At 68.9% G+C, this 16,178-nt stretch carries 14 protein-coding genes and 1 pseudogene; 4 read left to right on the forward strand and 11 right to left on the reverse strand.

The window, feature by feature from the left end:
• Positions 1-187: 187 nt before the first annotated feature.
• The 7 genes from AC07F3_RS34950 to AC07F3_RS34980 all read right to left on the reverse strand — a co-directional run bounded on the left by AC07F3_RS34950 (position 188) and on the right by AC07F3_RS34980 (position 9,618).
• Positions 188-433: a hypothetical protein gene (locus tag AC07F3_RS34950; RefSeq protein WP_479118665.1), complete on the reverse strand. Its 246-nt coding sequence runs from the start codon at positions 431-433 to the stop codon at positions 188-190.
• A gap of 712 nt (positions 434-1,145) precedes the next feature.
• On the reverse strand, positions 1,146-3,848 hold the full coding sequence (gene lanL, locus AC07F3_RS34955; RefSeq protein WP_479118666.1) for a class IV lanthionine synthetase LanL: 2,703 nt from the start codon (positions 3,846-3,848) through the stop codon (positions 1,146-1,148).
• A complete protein-coding gene (locus tag AC07F3_RS34960) occupies positions 3,845-4,903 on the reverse strand; it encodes a radical SAM protein (RefSeq protein ID WP_479118668.1) in 1,059 nt (352 codons plus the stop codon). The genes lanL and AC07F3_RS34960 overlap by 4 nt, the downstream gene beginning before the upstream one ends.
• On the reverse strand, positions 4,890-6,650 hold the full coding sequence (locus AC07F3_RS34965; protein ID WP_479118670.1) for an ABC transporter ATP-binding protein: 1,761 nt from the start codon (positions 6,648-6,650) through the stop codon (positions 4,890-4,892). Before AC07F3_RS34965 ends, AC07F3_RS34960 begins: the two co-directional genes overlap by 14 nt.
• The gene (locus tag AC07F3_RS34970; protein WP_479118672.1) at positions 6,647-8,296 is read right to left on the reverse strand and encodes an ABC transporter ATP-binding protein; all 1,650 of its coding nucleotides are present in this window, start codon (positions 8,294-8,296) and stop codon (positions 6,647-6,649) included. The genes AC07F3_RS34965 and AC07F3_RS34970 overlap by 4 nt, the downstream gene beginning before the upstream one ends.
• A 112-nt stretch (positions 8,297-8,408) precedes the next feature.
• Positions 8,409-8,597, reverse strand: a complete 189-nt coding sequence (locus AC07F3_RS34975; protein ID WP_479118673.1) for an ALQxL family class IV lanthipeptide — start codon at positions 8,595-8,597, stop codon at positions 8,409-8,411.
• Entirely contained in the window at positions 8,554-9,618 is a 1,065-nt protein-coding gene (locus tag AC07F3_RS34980; RefSeq protein ID WP_479118675.1) for a radical SAM protein, read from the reverse strand. The genes AC07F3_RS34975 and AC07F3_RS34980 overlap by 44 nt, the downstream gene beginning before the upstream one ends.
• 450 nt (positions 9,619-10,068) lie before the next feature.
• Between AC07F3_RS34980 and AC07F3_RS34985 the strand changes: the two genes are divergently transcribed.
• Both AC07F3_RS34985 and AC07F3_RS34990 read left to right on the forward strand, forming a co-directional pair.
• A complete protein-coding gene (locus tag AC07F3_RS34985) occupies positions 10,069-10,842 on the forward strand; it encodes an IclR family transcriptional regulator (RefSeq protein ID WP_479118677.1) in 774 nt (257 codons plus the stop codon).
• A gap of 397 nt (positions 10,843-11,239) precedes the next feature.
• Positions 11,240-11,797 carry a GNAT family N-acetyltransferase gene (locus AC07F3_RS34990; RefSeq protein ID WP_479118678.1) on the forward strand — a complete coding sequence of 186 codons (558 nt, stop codon included), beginning with the start codon at positions 11,240-11,242 and terminating at the stop codon, positions 11,795-11,797.
• Positions 11,798-12,503: 706 nt separating this feature from the next.
• Here AC07F3_RS34990 and AC07F3_RS34995 read toward each other — a convergent pair.
• On the reverse strand, positions 12,504-13,349 hold the full coding sequence (locus AC07F3_RS34995) for a glycoside hydrolase domain-containing protein (RefSeq protein ID WP_479118680.1): 846 nt from the start codon (positions 13,347-13,349) through the stop codon (positions 12,504-12,506).
• Positions 13,350-13,592: 243 nt separating this feature from the next.
• Between AC07F3_RS34995 and AC07F3_RS35000 the strand changes: the two are divergent.
• Both AC07F3_RS35000 and mihF read left to right on the forward strand, forming a co-directional pair.
• Positions 13,593-13,781: pseudogene (locus AC07F3_RS35000) on the forward strand (hypothetical protein); the annotation flags it as partial.
• 371 nt (positions 13,782-14,152) lie between these two features.
• A complete protein-coding gene (mihF, locus tag AC07F3_RS35005) occupies positions 14,153-14,437 on the forward strand; it encodes an integration host factor, actinobacterial type (RefSeq protein WP_479118681.1) in 285 nt (94 codons plus the stop codon).
• 511 nt (positions 14,438-14,948) lie between these two features.
• Here mihF and AC07F3_RS35010 read toward each other — a convergent pair.
• From AC07F3_RS35010 to AC07F3_RS35020, 3 genes are all read right to left on the reverse strand, one after another.
• On the reverse strand, positions 14,949-15,161 hold the full coding sequence (locus AC07F3_RS35010; RefSeq protein ID WP_479118682.1) for a hypothetical protein: 213 nt from the start codon (positions 15,159-15,161) through the stop codon (positions 14,949-14,951).
• Positions 15,155-15,463, reverse strand: coding sequence for a hypothetical protein (locus AC07F3_RS35015; RefSeq protein WP_479118684.1), 309 nt, complete (start codon positions 15,461-15,463; stop codon positions 15,155-15,157). Before AC07F3_RS35015 ends, AC07F3_RS35010 begins: the two co-directional genes overlap by 7 nt.
• A gap of 257 nt (positions 15,464-15,720) precedes the next feature.
• Positions 15,721-16,131, reverse strand: a complete 411-nt coding sequence (locus tag AC07F3_RS35020; RefSeq protein ID WP_479118685.1) for a hypothetical protein — start codon at positions 16,129-16,131, stop codon at positions 15,721-15,723.
• Positions 16,132-16,178: the final 47 nt, after the last annotated feature.

The following is a 16,178-nucleotide window of genomic DNA, read 5'->3' on the forward strand; positions in this document are numbered from 1 at the left end:
GGAAAATGGTTCCGTCGAATTCGCGAAGGCATCGCTCGCATGCCACGCCTGCGGCTGGCACCCACGCCGCTTCTCGACCCGACCGGCGAAACTGAGGCGCCCTACGCCGAGTATCCAGACCGGGATCTCGCTTCACCAGGCCGACTCGTTTTTTCGAGAGGCCGGTATCAGGGACTGGGAGACGCCGTCACCAAAGGAACATGTCATTGGCGTCTGCTGAGCGAACTTCACCAGTCGTCAGATTCACAACGATCGGCTGGTAGCCAACATTCTCCTCAGGACCCGGCTGCGGCACGTCCGGCTTCCCCCAGTCAACGACCAGCCAGCCTGCCACCTCTGAGGCATCCTCACAGAAGATGACATCACCACGCCTCGAGTGCGCGGCATTACGGAGGTACTTGTCCGCCGCCTTCAATGCCGATTCGCGATCCATCAACCCGCCCCAAACCCAGGCCCTCACCGGCCGCCCAAACACCCCTGGCATGCGATACACGGCAGCCGCCCGCCATAAGACGGACCCCCCGTCACGCAGACAGCAGGCAGGCGCGGCCGCCGTTCGGCAGTGAAACCACCACCGCCAAGCCCCGAGCTTGCGAGCACCCAGAGCCCCCAGACCTTAACCAGTCCAATCAGCAGACCCCAAAGGAATTACCGCCACCGGCCGAGAGCACTGCACTCCCCCTCCGGCTTTCCAGCTGCACAGAGAGACTGGCGCAGGGGTCTTTCTGCGGTCAAGGGGACTTGGTGGGCCAGGCCGGGCGCAGCTCGCCGACCAACTGGAGCGTGAGCGGTACGGGCTCCGTCAGCGGCGCCAGGGGAACCCACCGCCCCCGGGGAAAGCCCCGCCGTACGAGGACGACGCCGACGACGAGTGTCCAGGCAGCCCTGCTCCCTCTCCCGGGTACGGGCTCTACGACGCCCAGGCAAAGGTCCTCGAATGGTGAATCCCAGCCGTCCTGCCACGGAAGACGCCCAGGTGAAGCGCAGCGGCACGGAAACGACGCAGGGTCGACGTGAGCGCTGTCGTCGGCGAGGAAGCAGCCAGCGGGCCGTGGCCGGTCACCACCTGGCAGGGCTGGCACCGCTTCGCCACCACACCGCCCCCGGCCCCCTCGGCTGGTAGGTCTGTTCGGGACGACGTGCTCTCACTCACAGCGACCGGGCGCAGCAGCCGCCTCGGGTCGCGGCCCTTGCATGAGGGATCTGGGCAGCCAGAGCCGGGAGCCGCCGTCGCGCAGGCGGGTGAGGAAGGCCAGCACACCGCTGAGGCCGGTACTGAAGCCCGCCGTCACCGAAATGCCGGTGTCGTCGGGCAGGACCAGGCGGCCGTGGCGCACGGCGTTACGGGGTTGGATGCTCTGCGCGAGTTCCGCCGCCCACTCCCGGTAGCGCTTGTCGCCCAGGAGCTCGGCCAGGTCCAGCAGGAAGTCGCCGTCCCCGGCCAGCCCGTGGCACTGGCAGGTTCCCATGTGCCAGCGGGAGCGGCGGACGGCTATGGCCGCCTTGATGGCGAGGTCGGCGTGCCGGTCCTCGCCGGAGTTCTGCCACATCCGGATCAGGAAGGTGCCGATCCCGGAGGAGCCGCTGCACCAGTTGGTCTTCAGGAGCCCGCCCTTGTCGTCGCTGGGCCAGTACGCGGCGCCCCGGTCGAAGCGTGCGAGGGAGCCCAGAGTGTCCGCGGCGGCCGTGGCGAGCTTCGTATAGTGCGGCTGGCCGGCCGCGTTGCCCGCCGCGAGCAGGAACGTGCCCACGCCGGCCACCCCGTGGGCGAAGCCATAGTGGACGACGCCCGCCAGGGCCGAGGCGAAGTCGGCGGCGATCGGCCATCTCACCTGGCCGTCGCGGTGTTCGGCGGCCGTGGCGAGCGCGTCGGCTGCGGCCCGCGCCCGGGTCAGGAACTGTTCCTCTCCGGTTGCCTCCCAGAACCGCAGCTGGGCGAGGCCCGCTCCGGCAGTCCCATGGCAGACATCCGGATTCGGCCCGCGGACGGGCACCCGTTGGGCGAGGTCTGCTGCCAGGCGGCGGAGCCGGTCGTCGCCGAGGAGCTGGCCGGCTTCCAGCAGTGCCCAGGCCGTTCCGGAACGCCCGAAATACAGGCCGGGCAGCGCGCGTGGTTCGCGTCCGACGCGGCGCGCTGTCCAGTCGGCCGCAGCCTGGACGGCTTCCACGAGTGCCGGCTCGCCCTTGCAGCCGCGAACCAGCGCGCCGAGTACACCGGCGCTGCCGTGTTGGACGTTCAGCGGATCGCTTCCCGCTTCGTTCCGGCCCGCTGGCCACAGGCGCTGGTCGTCTTTCGGGTCCATGGTGTCCAGCAGGTAAGCGAATCCGTCGGAGATCAGGCGGTCCAGGTCGTGGTCGCCGATCCGGTCGGCCATGGGGCGTGCTTCGGGTTCCTCCGCTCGGACGAGGAGGGCGAGCGCGGCGTCGAGACCGGGGCGTCGCTGCGGAACCGCATCCAGGAGGGCGACGATGGCCGGTGCCATCAGCCGTGCTGCGGCGTTGCGCGGGGCAATACGTTGGAGCCAGTTCGCAATGCGCTCCGCAGTGGTTCGCTCCTGCGGTTCGTCCGGGGTCAGTGCCGGGTCGGCGCCACTGACCAGGTAGAACAAGGTGGCGCCCAGGCTGTACAGACCGGCGGAAGGTGCGGGTGCGAACCCGAACGGTGGTGCGTCGAGTCGCTCCGGTGCGGCGTAGGCCGGGGTGTGGGACCGCTTGACCTGGGTGCCGGGCTTGGCGAGCTGCTCGAGGTCGATCAGGCGCAGCTCCCTGTTCGCCAGGACCATGATGTTGTCGGGGGTGAAGTCCTGGGTGACGAAAACGCTGTCGTGCACCAGCCGCAGCAGCTCCACGAGTTCGCAGGCGATGTCGCGCAGTTGGGAGACCGGCCCGCCCCACGACCCGCCGTCGTCCGGTTCGAGGTTCTCGCGTACCCACTGGCGCAAGGTGACGCCCGGCAGTGATTCCTGCACGAGGAACAGGTCGCCCTGTTGCTCGAAGACGCCGACGGGGTGCGGGGTCCGACCCGAGGGCGCGAACTGTGCCAACAGTTCCGCCTCGTGCCGTCGCCGGTCACGGATGTCCTGCCCCTCCGGTCCCGCCCCGGTGTGCGCCCGGGCCTGCTTGATGACGACCTCGGCCCCGGTTTTCTGATCGGAGCCCAGGAATACGCCTCCGGTGAAGGCATGACGGATGACTTTCCGGACGAGGTAACGGCCGTCGAGCAGCACGGGTTTGGGCGCCGTCGGCGCGGCCTCGGCCATGGGGTGGAACGGATCGGGCGGAGCCCACGAGGGCGGTGAGAACCACGCCTTGCGCTCGTCGGGCACCAGCCGGCCGTCCGGCGCGATCAGCATCGCCTCGTAACTGCCGTCGTTGCCCAGCATCGGCACTCCGGTGAACACCCCGAACCGGTAGTGCACCAGGCTGCCCGGCCGGTAGGGCCGGTCCGAGAGGATCCCCGGTCCGGGCAGGCCGGCGGTCGCCCGGTGCAGTTCTTCGGCCAGCTCCCCGAGCTCCTCCTGGTCGCACTCGGGGTACGCGGTGAGGAACTTGCCGCCCGCACCCCGGTTGCACAGCCGGGAGCCGAGCTCTTCGACCTGGGCAAGGGTTTTCGCGAACTTGAACGGGCAGGCCCGGCGCAGCAGCACGTCCGCCGTTCTGGCCAGGACAAGGGGCGCGGACAAAGGGGTCGCGGAGAGGTGCAGTTTCCACCCCTGCCGTACCGAACGCCCACCCGGGGGCTCGACGTAGCACCAGAACGTGTCCGGCTTGGCCTGCCAGCCGAGGCCGTCGTGGCGGGCGAGTACCGCCTGGGCGCAGTCTATGAGCAGCGGATCGTCGACGGTCATGATCGTCCTCGGAGCGGCAGCGCCACGGAAAGTTCCGGGCGCCCCTCGATGCGGGCCCGGTCGTCGTCGGTGCCGAAGCGGCGGTCGATCCGGCGGGCGGCGTCGGCCCATTCCCGCATGGTGCGGACTGGTTTGAGGGTGTCCACCACGAACGGGTCATGCCAGCGTGCGACCGAGCGCTTCCAGAGCAGTCGCGGGTCCTCCTCGAGGATGTTGCCCACCACTCCCTCGTAGATGCACATCGCCCGCACGGCTCCGTCCGGTTCCACGGCCATCGCGGCGAAGAAGCTTCCTGCCGCAATCCGGTCGGGGTGCATACTCGTACCCCAGTTGTCGGACAGGGACAGTTCCAGCGAGGCAGGTGCCAGGGACCTCAGGCGCTCGGCGAGTTCGGGCGAGGCCATCCGGGCGGCCTGCTCATCGGTGAGCAGTTCCTGCTCCACGAAGCTTTCACGGTTGGCGAGACCGGAGGGCACCACGGCGCTGAGGTAGAGGAAGCCCATCTGCGGGAAGCGGGGGGCCACTTCGGTGCAGAACAGTTCCAGCTGGCCGAAGCTGCTCCGCAGGACCGTGCTGTCGATGCCGAACACCAGTGGTGGTTCACCGTGCCGCCGTGCCTCACTCGATGCATCGTCGAGCAGCTGCAGCGCCTTCATGGCTCGGTCGAACGAGCCGGCCCGGCCGCGGATCCGGTCGTGGACCTCCGCTGTCGCCCCGTCGACACTCATGTTCACCTGGGGCCGCAACCGCAGGATCTCTTCCATCGCGCGCTCCCGCAGCGGCCACCCTCCGGTGTAGAGGTACACCCCGATCCCCGCACGCGTGATCCGTTCGATGATCTCGAAGATCCCCGGCACCACCAGTGCTTCACCACCGCCCAGCCCGACGTTGTCCGGGGCGAGCGAGATGATCGCGTCCGCGACACGGAGGTTGTCCCGCAGGCTCAGTTGCCGCGACGGCCGCCTGCCCGATTCGGAGTAGCAGTGCACGCAGCGCAGCGGGCAATGGTAGGTGATGTCCCACAGAATGTAGCCAGGACGGTCAGCAACCAGCATCCTTCTCTCCCTTGTTGCCGGAATACGTCAGCGGACAGCCACGCTCGTGGTCCCAGTTGCCGATCAGGTCGGCATAGAGCGCGGACGCGGCGGCCAGCTGGTCATGAGTGCCGAAGCGAGCGGTGCACCCGTCCAGCAGGAGCACCTGGTCGGCGCGGCGGGCGGAGCTGATCCGGTGCGCGATGACGATCAGCGTTCCGGGCCGTCGGGCGAATGCGGCCTCGGCCTTCGCCTCGGTCTCCGGATCGAGCCCGGAGGTGGCCTCGTCCAGGATCACCAGCCGGGCGGGCGAGAGGTACACCCGGGCCAGCGCGACGAGTTGCCGCTCGCCCTGCGAGAGGTCGGCGCCGCCCGCGCCGACCCGGGTGTCGATCCCACCCAGCCGGTCGGTCACCGGCCGCAGGCCGACCGCAGCCAAAGCCTCGCTGATCTCGGCCGCGGTGGCCCGTGGCGCCAAGTAGGTCAGGTTCTCCCGAAGCGTGCCGGCGAAGACGTATGCCTCCTGCGGTATCAGAGCCACGAGCCGGCGCAGTTCGCGTTGGTCGATGCCGCCGATGTCGGCGCCGCCGAGCAGCACCCGTCCACGTTGCGCCGTCAGCAGCCCGGTGAGCAGCCCGGCCAGCGTGGACTTCCCGATTCCGCTGGGGCCGACGACCACCAGGTGGCTCCCTTCCGGCACGGTGCAGTGGAGGTCTTGGACGACCGGAGTGGCGTGCGGCCCGTAGGCGAAAGTAAGGCCGTCGACCTCAAGGTCGTACGCGTCCGGGGCGGGGCTGGTGGCCGGTGTCGCGGCAGGCTCGGCGAACCCCTCCCCGAGCCGGGTGATGCTCACCGCCATCTCCAGTCCCCAGGTGGCCAGCACCTCCAGCATCTTGCGCAGCGCCGGTTCCAGACCGACCGTCAGGTAGGTGACCGCGCCGGCCAGCTCGCCGAGGCTCAGGTAGCCGCGGTGCAGCAGTGAAGGCGCGCTGGCCAGCAGGACGACCACCGGCAGCTGGCCTCCGACGAAGACCACCAGAGTCCGTGCGGCGGTGGCCCTGGCCAGCGCACGGGCCCGCCGCCGCTGTTCGTCCACGGCTTGGTCGACGCCTGTGATGACCCGGTGCTCGCCCGCGCAGGCGATCGCGTCGCGGACCCCGCTGAAAGCGGTGCCCGCCCGCTGGGCCACTTCCTCCTCGGCGAGCAGCACCGCCTTGTGGCGCGCGGCCAGGCCGGGCAGCAGCCAGGCGAACAGCGCCATCGCCGCCAGCACCAGCCCGCCGCTGATCAAGGCGACCAGCGGGGCGAGCAGGCTCAGTCCCACCAGCGCGGCCACCGAGGCGAAGACGATCTGGCGGATGATGCGGAGCAGGGCGTGCAGGACTTCCCGGACGGTCTGCACCTGTTCGGTGAGCCGGGCGACGGAGGCCAGGTCCGGCGGGCGGGCCGAGTTCACGGCATCGGCCAGCACCCCCTCCACCAGCGCGATGACGAACGCGTCCCGCACCGGTTCGATGACCGCGGCCATCCAGGGGAAGAGCCGGCGGGTGGCCGCCGCCCCGACCAGCGCGGCCACCAGCAGCGCGGTGAGTGCCCCGGCGGCGGGCAGCACGTCGTGCGACAGGAAGTGGTCGATCGCCGTGGAGATCAGCAGTCCCGAAGCCCCGACGGGAGCGGTCTCGACGACGGACCAGACCAAGATCCGCGCCAGGGTCCCCCGCCGTTGGCGGAGCACACTCAGCAGCAGCGTGTGCCCGGCCCGGTTCACCCGGCGTTCCCGAAGACGGCACGGTAGCGGGGCTCGGCGGCCCACAGGGTGTGATGGGGCGCAACCGCCTGGATGCGTCCCTGATCGAGCCAGGCCACCAGGTCGGCCCGCGCCGCCGTGATGGCACGGTGCGCGATCACCAGGCGGGTGCGGCCGGCCAGCCCCTCGACGAACGCAGCAGCCAGTTTGGCCTCGGTGACGGTGTCCAGACTGGAAGTGGCGTCGTCCAGAACCAGCACGCGCCCTTGATGCGCGATCGCCCTGGCCAGCCCGAGCCGCTGCAACTCCCCGCCGGACAGCGGAGCTTGGTCGAGCTTGGTGTCGAACCCGTCAGGGAGCCTGCGGATGAAGTCCTCGGCCTGAGCGATCCGGGCCGCACGTTCAACCTTGCCTCCCGCCCGGTTCCCGAAGCCGATGGCGTCACCGATGGTGTCGCCGAGCAGAACCGGGCGGTCGAAGGCGTACCCCACGGCGGCACGAACGGCGCCGGGATCCAGGGCACGCAGCGGGACGCCCTCCAGCAGCACCTCACCCTCATCGGGGTCGATCAGCCTGCCCGCGAGCAGCCCGAGGGCGGTCTTGCCGCTGCCCGACGGGCCCACCACCGCCAGCACGGCGCCGGCCGGTACGTCCAGGCTGACGGCATCCAGTACGGTCCGCTCGCCGTGGCGGACCGAGACGCCGCGGAAGGACACCTCGCCCTGCCCGGCGGGCAGTTGAGCCGTCCCCCCGCCGGCCGGTCGCTGCTCTGCCAGCAGCTCCTGGACGCGGGCGGCGCCGGCCCGCGCGTCGGCCAGGAAGAGCAGGGTGTCCACCTGCTGGACGAACCCCAGGGCAATGGTGAGGTAGAGGGTCAGCGCGAAGAAGGCGCCGGGGGAGATCCGGCCGTCGGCCACACCCGTCCCGGCGACCAGCAGGACGAGGACCCGGATGGTGGTCTGAGCGAATGCCACCTGCCAGGAGACAGCGCGCCGGACCTGCCATGTGGCCATTCCCGCTCGCGCCAGCTCCGGCAGCGGAAACAGCACACGCGCGGCTTCCCGGCGTCCGGTTCCGCAGGCGCGAATGGTCCTGCGCCCGGACACCGCATCGGCCAACCGGCCCGCGATGGCGGACAGTTGAAGAAGATATTCGGCGAACGCGCTGGACGACCGCTGGGCGAGCCGCCGGATCGCGAACGCCAGTGGAGCCGCGGTGACCAGAAAGGTGAGACCGGCCTGCCAGTCGATCCAGCACAGGGCTGCCATCCCGCAGCCCGCAGCCAGGATCTCCACTCCGGCTTCGATCAGATAGGGCACCGCCTTGGCCGCCGACGCGGCGTTTCCGCTCAGGCGGGCGATCAGGTCGCCGAGCGCATGGCGCCGGGAACCGGGCACACCCAGCATGAACACCTGCCGCACCAGCCGGTACCGAAGCCGCCCGAGTACCGAGGTCTCTGCCGCCACCCCTGCCATCTCACCGCCTGCCTCGGCCACCACGCGCAGCAGCAACAGCCCGGCGAACACCAGCAGTAAGGCATCGGTGTCACCGCCCGCCAGTGCCCGGTCGACCACCCGGGCCAGCGCCACCGGAAGCAGCAGCCCCGCGCCCACCGCAGCGGCTGTCGCGACGGCCTTGGCCGCTGCGGGTGCGGGCGCGAGCCGCACATGGCGGAAATGAGAGTGAGACATCGCTGCTCCGTGGCGGTGGACCGACAGGGGGGATCCGGCCCACCCCCCACGCGCGATCGGTGTGGGAAGCGGGCCGGACCGGTGGCACTCAGCAGGTGCCGCAGCACGGGAAGAGGCCGAGCTCGGGCTCGGGCTCCTCCAGGACCTGCAGGGCAGTCACGTCGAATTCCATGCGAATACACCCCCTTTCAGCGTCGCAACGAATGAACTGCTTCCCGCCGGGCAGTGCGTGTTCATCCAGCGGGAAGGGCTTGGGAAAGTAGAGGTGGACGGGCATCGATACGGGCACGGTCGTCGTCCGTCCCGAAGCGGTGGTCGAGCTGGCGAGTGGCCGCAGCCCAGTCCTTCATCGTGTAGACCGACGAAAGGGTTTCGATCACGAATGGGTCGCTCCACCTCGCGACCGAGCGCTTCCACAGCTCCATCGGCGGATCGGTGAGCAGGCTGCCCACGGTGCCCTCGTATATCGCCATCGCCCGTACCCGGCCGTCCGGTTCCACCTGCATCGCGGGGATGCGGTCCTGGGCGAGGAGATCGGGGTGGTAGCGCAGCAGGCGATTGTCGGTGACCGATACGTGGACCGATGGCGGCACGAAGGAGCGAAGCCATTCGATGTGCTGGGGATCGACCAGGAGGTCGGCCTGCTCATCGGTGAGGAGTTCATGTTCGACAAACCCGGGCCGGCTGGCAAGCCCGATCGGCATGGCCGCACCGAAGGACAGCTGATGCAGCTCCGGAAACCGCGGAGCAATATCGGTGCAGAACAACTCCAGTTGATCGAAGCTGCTGCGTACGATGGTGGCATCCAGCGCGAATACGCATGACTGGGCATGACGGGCCCTCTGGCGGGCGGCCCACCGGTCGAGCAGCGCCAGAGTGGCCATGGCGCGGTCGAAGGAGCCCACCCGGCCGCGGACGGCGTCATGAATCTCGGCCGTCGCCCCGTCGACGCTCACGCTGACGTCCGCGCATTTCGCCAGTACGTCCTCAACCGCCGACCGCCGCAGCGACCACCCACCGGTGTAGAGGTGAGGCTCCACTCCGGCGTCCACCATGCGGTCGACGACCTCCCGCAGGCCCTTCACCATCAGGGGTTCGCCGCCCGCGAGCACGATGGCCGCCGGATGCAACGACAGCATTGCCTCCGTGACCCGCAACATGTCCACGAGGGAGAGCTGCCTCGAAGCACGCCGTCCCGATTCGGAATAACAGTGCGTACATCGCAGCGGGCAGGCGTAGGTGATGTCCCACACGATGACGTTCGGACCGCCGGATATAGTCGCCACTCGGCTCGACATGAATCCACTCCTTGTTTTCCGGGCGCAGTCGTGCAGCGCGCATTTATCGCAAGGATCTGTTTCGGTCGAGACGGGGCCGCCCTCGCCGAACCGTACTTCAGGTAAGTCTGTCCGTGGACCGGATGCTAACGATCCGCATTCACGTACGGAACTCATTCACAGCGCCATATTCTCTGGCCTGCTCCTGCGGTTTTTCATACCGGGAATCGAAGCGGTGCCCAATCTAGCGAAGCCTCCTCGGCGCGGCGAATCACGGTCCGTTGAGCGGACCGTTCACGCCAGGCACTCGATCCACACACAGCAGATCAGTCGATTCAGCCTCTCCTGCCGCAGCGGAATCAGGCCCCTCAGAGGAGGAATATCGAACGCATCCGGAATTAATAATTTTCGGTTCCGCCGCCGGTCTGCCATTTATCATGCGTTTAGCCCCGCCCGGTGCAATTGGTCCCCATGCTGAAGCAGAGGGGGCATCGGATGGTCGGCTCGACGACAGAACTCGCAGATGAACGGCCGTCTCGCGGGCGCGGAGTGCTGGAGGGCGCCTTTGCGTTGCTGGAAGCGCTCAGGGAGGCGGAGGAAGCCGGACTGACAGCACTGTCGGCCAGCAGCGGGCTGCCCAAGGCCACGGCGTACCGGCTCCTGGAGCAGCTGGCCGAACTGGGCGCGGTCGAGCATCGTGGCTGCCAATACCGGATGGGTTCCCGGGTGTTCCGTCTCGGCCTGGGGTGGCAGCCACATCCACGGCTGCGCGCCGCGGCGGACACCCCGATCCGGCAGCTGGCCGCTGCCACGGACGCCTCGGTCGCGATCTGTGTGCTGCGCGAGGGGCGGACGCTGGCCGCCTTCGGTGTTCCAGGCATGGTGGACCACCTGGCGCCGGTTCGCCCGGGGGCAAGCTGGCCCTGGCATACCTCCGCAGGCAAGGTTCTGGTGGCATTCGCCCCGCCCGAGGCGCCCCTGAGCTCCCTGCCCGCGTCCTGGTCACGCGAGGCTTCCGCCATCCGGGAAACGGGCCTATGCCTGGATCGGGAGGAGCTGATCACGGGGGTGTGCTGCGCAGCCGCGCCAGTGACCACTCAACACGGCGACATCGTCGGAGCCGTCTGCGCCATGGTCACGCCCGCACAAGACATCACCAAGATGGCGAACGCCGTCCAGCGTGCCGCACGGATTGTCAGTGCAGGGCTGCGGTGCCCGACAATCAGCAGCGTGCCGCTTCGGTGAGGCTCTCCGATTGCCCGCCACTCTGAGGAACAGGCCCCGGCAGCCCTACAAGGGCGGCTACCACCCGCCGTCAACCACGGCCCCCGGCCGGGCAAGCAGCCGCGCGAGGTCGAGGCAGGTAAGAGGCAGGTTGTGTCGGGGCATAACGCCTGCGTGCCGGGACGGCCGGTTGCTCGAAGAAGCTCCAGTGAACCTTCCTGGATCGTGGATACCTGGAGACGAGGATCTTGAGGTTCCAGAGGAAGTAGCATGCGCACCTGGGCCAACGCCTGGGCAGCCGACTTCGACACCCGCCTGCACACCGAAAATGACCCCGGCGGCTTCGGTGAATAGGCCCCCGGCCGGCCGTTCAGGAAAACCCCTGCCCCGCGTCACGGCGCCGTGCCAGGCTGCCCGGATGATTGAGATAGAGACTCCCCGTCTGGTCCTGCGCCGCTTCACCCTCGCCGACGCGGCTCCGATGGCCGAGTATCGCAACAACCCCGACATCGCCAGGTACCAGGCCTGGCCCTCTCCCCTCACTCCCGAAGCCGCGCTTGAGCAAGTACGCCGCTACATGGCACGAGACCCCGAACAGCCCGGCTGGTTCCAGTACGCAATCGGGCTCAGGGCCGGCGGGGCTCTCGCCGGTGATCTCGGTGTGCTGCTCAGCGACGACCGGCTGCACGCAGTCGTGGGCTTCACCCTGGCCGCCAAACACCACCACCGCGGCTACGCCACCGAAGCGGTCAGGGCCGTGGTGGAGAACCTGTTCGGACGGGGGCTGCTGGAGGTATCCGCGGACTGCGATGCCCGTAACACCGCCTCGGTCCGTGTCCTGGAACGCGCCGGATTCCGGCGCGTACAACATCCCGATGGCGACCGCCAGGAGTACTCGCGAGAGCCCGGCTCGGGCGAAGTCGAAACACTCGACTTCGCCCTGACGGCACGCCAGTGGGCGCAACAACGCCCGTGACGGCCTCGCATCTCCTGGCCTGCGGTTTCTCCCCCGTGAGCCGGATGCGCCAGGCTCCCGCGCCCGCGGACCGGCGGCTGGTCACCTACACCGCCCCCCACGGTCCCGACTGCGTCTCACACCTGACTGCCATGGAACCCGGCGGCACGCTCTTCTACAGCGTCACCATCGCTCCCCCCATTGACCAGCGGTATCGAGCCCCCAACCCCGATGAAGGCTCCCCCGCGACCTGGGGTGTTGCGACAACCTCTTGAACCTAAGGATGCTGGGGAGCCGGGCCTGGTTGCGTTTCAGGGGCCGGACCACTTTCACCAGTGAAAGTCCGCGCTGAGAGAACCCCACAGAGCGCGGTGGAGGATGGCGTACGCCTCGAGCGGGTCGGTACCCGGCCGCTGCTGTGCGCGGGCTTGGGCCGTCCAGATGCAGTGGATTCGGGCCCGGGCGCCGCCTACCGGCTTCTCGCCGACATCGTCGCCACGTCAGCGGGTCCCCGCCCGCTCACCCTCGCCGCCCTTTCGGCCGCTGCCGGACGTGCTGTTCGCGGTCCTGGTTGTCGCGGGCGTGTGCGCTGTCGGGGCGGGGATCACGGAGATCGTCGGGGGCACCCTGGGCACCGAGCAGGAAGACACCACTGGTCTGACGAGCGCGGAAACGCAAAGGGCCCGGCCCCCGCATGAATCGCGGGGAGGCCGGGCCGGGGGTCCGATCAGCCGACGATGGCTACCGGGCCGTCCCAGGCGTCACGGTCGACGGTGATGGTGTAACCGCCGCGGGACTCCTTGCTGTTGACCGTGAACTGGTGGCCACGGCTGTGATCCGTGTAGAGGTTGCTCGCCCAGGGCCAGTCACTGGTCGTTGTGTTGGTGTTGTCCCACTTCGCGTACCAGAGGTTGCCCGGCAGGTCGGTCCGGTCGGCAGCGGTGGCGATGGCCTTGGCACTGGAGGTGCTGAAACCGTAGTAGCCGGCCCGGTATGTCTTGGCACGCAAGGTCTTGGTGAAAGAACGGACGTAGGTGAGGACCGCGTTGTTGCACGACGCGTTCGTGATGTCGTACGGCTCCATGTCCAGGTAGATCGCGCTGCCCTGCTTCATGCCGAGCGCGGAAGCCTTGGCCGCCGCGTCCGCACCGTCGGAGGCGCCCAGGGACGACGCGTTGGAGGTCGTCATCTTCTCCGGGCTGGAGCCGCTCTGGCAGGACGGCTGGGCACCCACATAGATGGGGATGAGCTTCCAGCCCTGGGAAGTGACCGTCTTTACCCAGGACGCGGTGAGGTTCGGCTGGGAACAGCCCCGGTTCTTGCCGCCGACGTAGACGGCCGCCGCGCCATAGGGTCCGGGCTTCCAGGCCTTCATCGCGGCGGCGGACGGAGCCGCGCAGGTGTCGAAGGCGAGCCCGGTGTACGTCTTCTGCGCGGGCCACGCCGGAGCAGCCGACGCGCTCTGCGCGATGAGGCCGCCCGTCGCGGCGACGGCGGCACCGGCCACGCCCCAGGCTATGTAGCGGTTTCTCTTGGAGAGCCGGTGCGCGGGCTTGCGCGGCTTGTCGGACATGCGGTCCCCACCCTTGCTTTCTGCTTCTGCTTGGCGATGTGCGGCTACAGCCGCTGATGCTTGTGGGACGTGAGCGCTGAAGTCACGCCGTGCGCCGCCCCCTGCGCGTACCAGAGGATACCCAGGCCATTCAGTTCACTTGACCCCCGCCCAGCCAAGCTGCGGAGCATCGGGGTGCGGCGTCGCTAACCGATGGGCCGTCTGTCACGGACGGACGCCGACGATCGAAGCGCTCGGCGTCACTTCGTCGTCATCCAGCCCGACGAGGGCGACCCGGTCTGGTTCACCTCCGTCGCGGTCCTGGATGAAGGCGGCTACGAGGTCATCCGCCGCGAACACGCCGTCGGCACCGAGACCGGCATCGACCAGATCGCCCGAGACCTCACCAGCTGGATGTCCGCCGGCGACTTCTCCAGACGACCCACCCAACAGCACCTTCTAAAAACGGCCTGGCCTGACCTAGACCCGCGAGGCAGTCGCGCCCCCAGGCGCTCACCCAGTACGGGCTGATTCTCGTCGCCTCTGTCGCGGCAGAGGCCCGGCCCGCCAAGACGGGGGAGCCTGACGGGCCGGACTCGTCACGATGCCATCCAACTGACCTGCACACCGACGTCGTGGAGCGGGCATGACCGAAAAGAGTCCCACCCGCTGCCGCGCGGGGCGCAAATGGGCGCCCGCAATCGCCCGCCACGTCACCGTGAACGTGGGCCTTGAACCCGCTGGTCAAAGCCTCGGCACAAGGTCATGATGAGGGCCGCTCGGTTTCCGTAGGACGAAAGGACCGCCCCACGGCTCTGCCCCAGTTGACTCTTGAGCAGCGCCGGGCCGCGCTCGCGAAGGCATCTGCCGCCCGCAAGGAGCGCGCCGCCGTGAAGGAGGCGCTCAAGCACGGGAAACTGTCGCTGCGTGACGTGCTGGACAGCACCTCCGAAGCGGTCCGGGCGCTGCTCGAAGGGCTCCCCGATGTCGGCAAGGTACGCGCCCAAAGGATCCTGGACGACATCCAGATCTCCGAAAGCCGCCGGGTGCGTGGCCTGGGCAACGCGCAGCGGGAGCGTCTCCTCCAACGGTTCACGCCCCGGAGCTGAAGATCCCAAGGCTGGAATACCGGCTGTACGGCGCCGTAACTCCGCCTTCTCTCCCCGCCGACTCTGGCAAGCCAACGATATGAAGCAACGGACAACAACGACAGGCATCCTGACCGAGCTGGCGCTCGCGCCAGGAACCTCTACCGGACAGGGCCGAGGGAGGCGTCGGCGCGCTGGCCCGGGCCCGCCCAGCGGAGACCTGGACGGCAGGAGGCTGACGAGAGCCTCCCCGGGTCGTCCCCCTGTTCGGCCCCGCCCCGCCGCCAGCGGACAGACACGATGACTGTCGGCTGTGCCCGCACCGGAACGATCCCCTGGCCCGGGACACCGCAGGTCGGCGGTGTCCCGGGTACTGGACCCCGGGCTCCGGCTGTCAGCAGGAAGGCTGTAACGCCGGGTGCGGGAGTGGAACGACACCGCACCTTCAGGGTTTTGCCTGAGTGGCTTCCCATCGGCTCGGCCAACCTCTGCCTCGGACACAAGCGAAGTCCCTGAACATGCACGAAGCCGTCTAGCGATTTCGCTTGCGCCAGCTGCTCCAAAGAGGGTCGATGAGCACAGCCAGCAAGCCGACCGCGATCGCCACGACGACGGAGCGCAGGGTTACTTCGCGGTCGAAGCCGTACTGCACGACCAGCAGAACGGCGACGACTCCGGCGAACTCGGCCAGGACACGGCGCAGGAGGTTACGGGGGGCCTGTGCGGGTTCCATCTCGGCTAGCACGTCACATTCTTCCACTCGGGCCATCCGACGACGACCCCGATCGGGGCGTACGGCAGGCGGATCTGTACACAGTTTCCCTGGCTTGCAGCCGACTTGAAGGTGTTGGACACGCTCTTGGCGGCGGTTGCCAGTGTGCCGCGGCACATGGTGCGTACCGGCACCCCGCGCACGCTGCTGGGAACCTTCTGGCAGGCGGCCACTACCGCGTTGGAGGCGGAGGAGTATCCCGCGATGGTCTTGGTTTCGGACCGGTTGAACTTGATGTAGACGCCGCGGCCGAAGCTGACACTGGGGTCGGCCACTACGGGGAAGGCTGTGTCGCTGTTCGGCTGGATGTCCTGCACCAGAGTGCTGCCGTTGAGTCGGTAGGACGTGGGGACGTCCTTGCCGTTGGCGTCCTTCGCCCAGGGGGCGTCGATCGAGCCGACGATCCAGGCGCCGTCGTCGCGGACTTGGACCAGGAGGAAGCCGCCGTCGTCGGCCGGGACGGCCGTCGTGTCCGCGGGCAGACCGAGGTCGTAGTGCTGCGCGGTGACAGCTGAGCTGGTCTTGAGGGTAGTCAGGGCGCGGGCGCCGCCCCGGCTGTGAGCTGGACAGCGATGTCCGTGTTCTTCGCGGCGTCGGGATAGACAACCGTGCCGGCGCCAGCCTTGCTGCCGACGACGCTCTTGGTGCCTGGCAGACCCAGGCGCAGCGATCGGCCGTCCGGTCCGGCCAGTTCGACGGTGCCCTCAGCGCTCTGAGGAGCCGTCACGGTGACCGTGTCGTTGTCCGTCGTCGTGACGCTCCAGGCCGTCGCTCCAGAGGGAGCGAGGTCCCCAGTGCCGGTTGCCTGCTCGACTGTCGCCGCAGCCCGGGCGATGGCCGCGTGGCCGTCGGCCGCCTGAGCGGACGGGGCGACAGTGGCGATCAGTGCAGACGCCACAGCAGTGGCTCTCAACGTGCCCGCTATACCTGGTATGGGCTTCATGGTTCCTCCCCGAGTCAGTGCACGTCACAGCCCAGTTGAGGCAGCGA

The sequence above is a fragment of the Streptomyces sp. NPDC045846 genome (genome assembly GCF_056431605.1).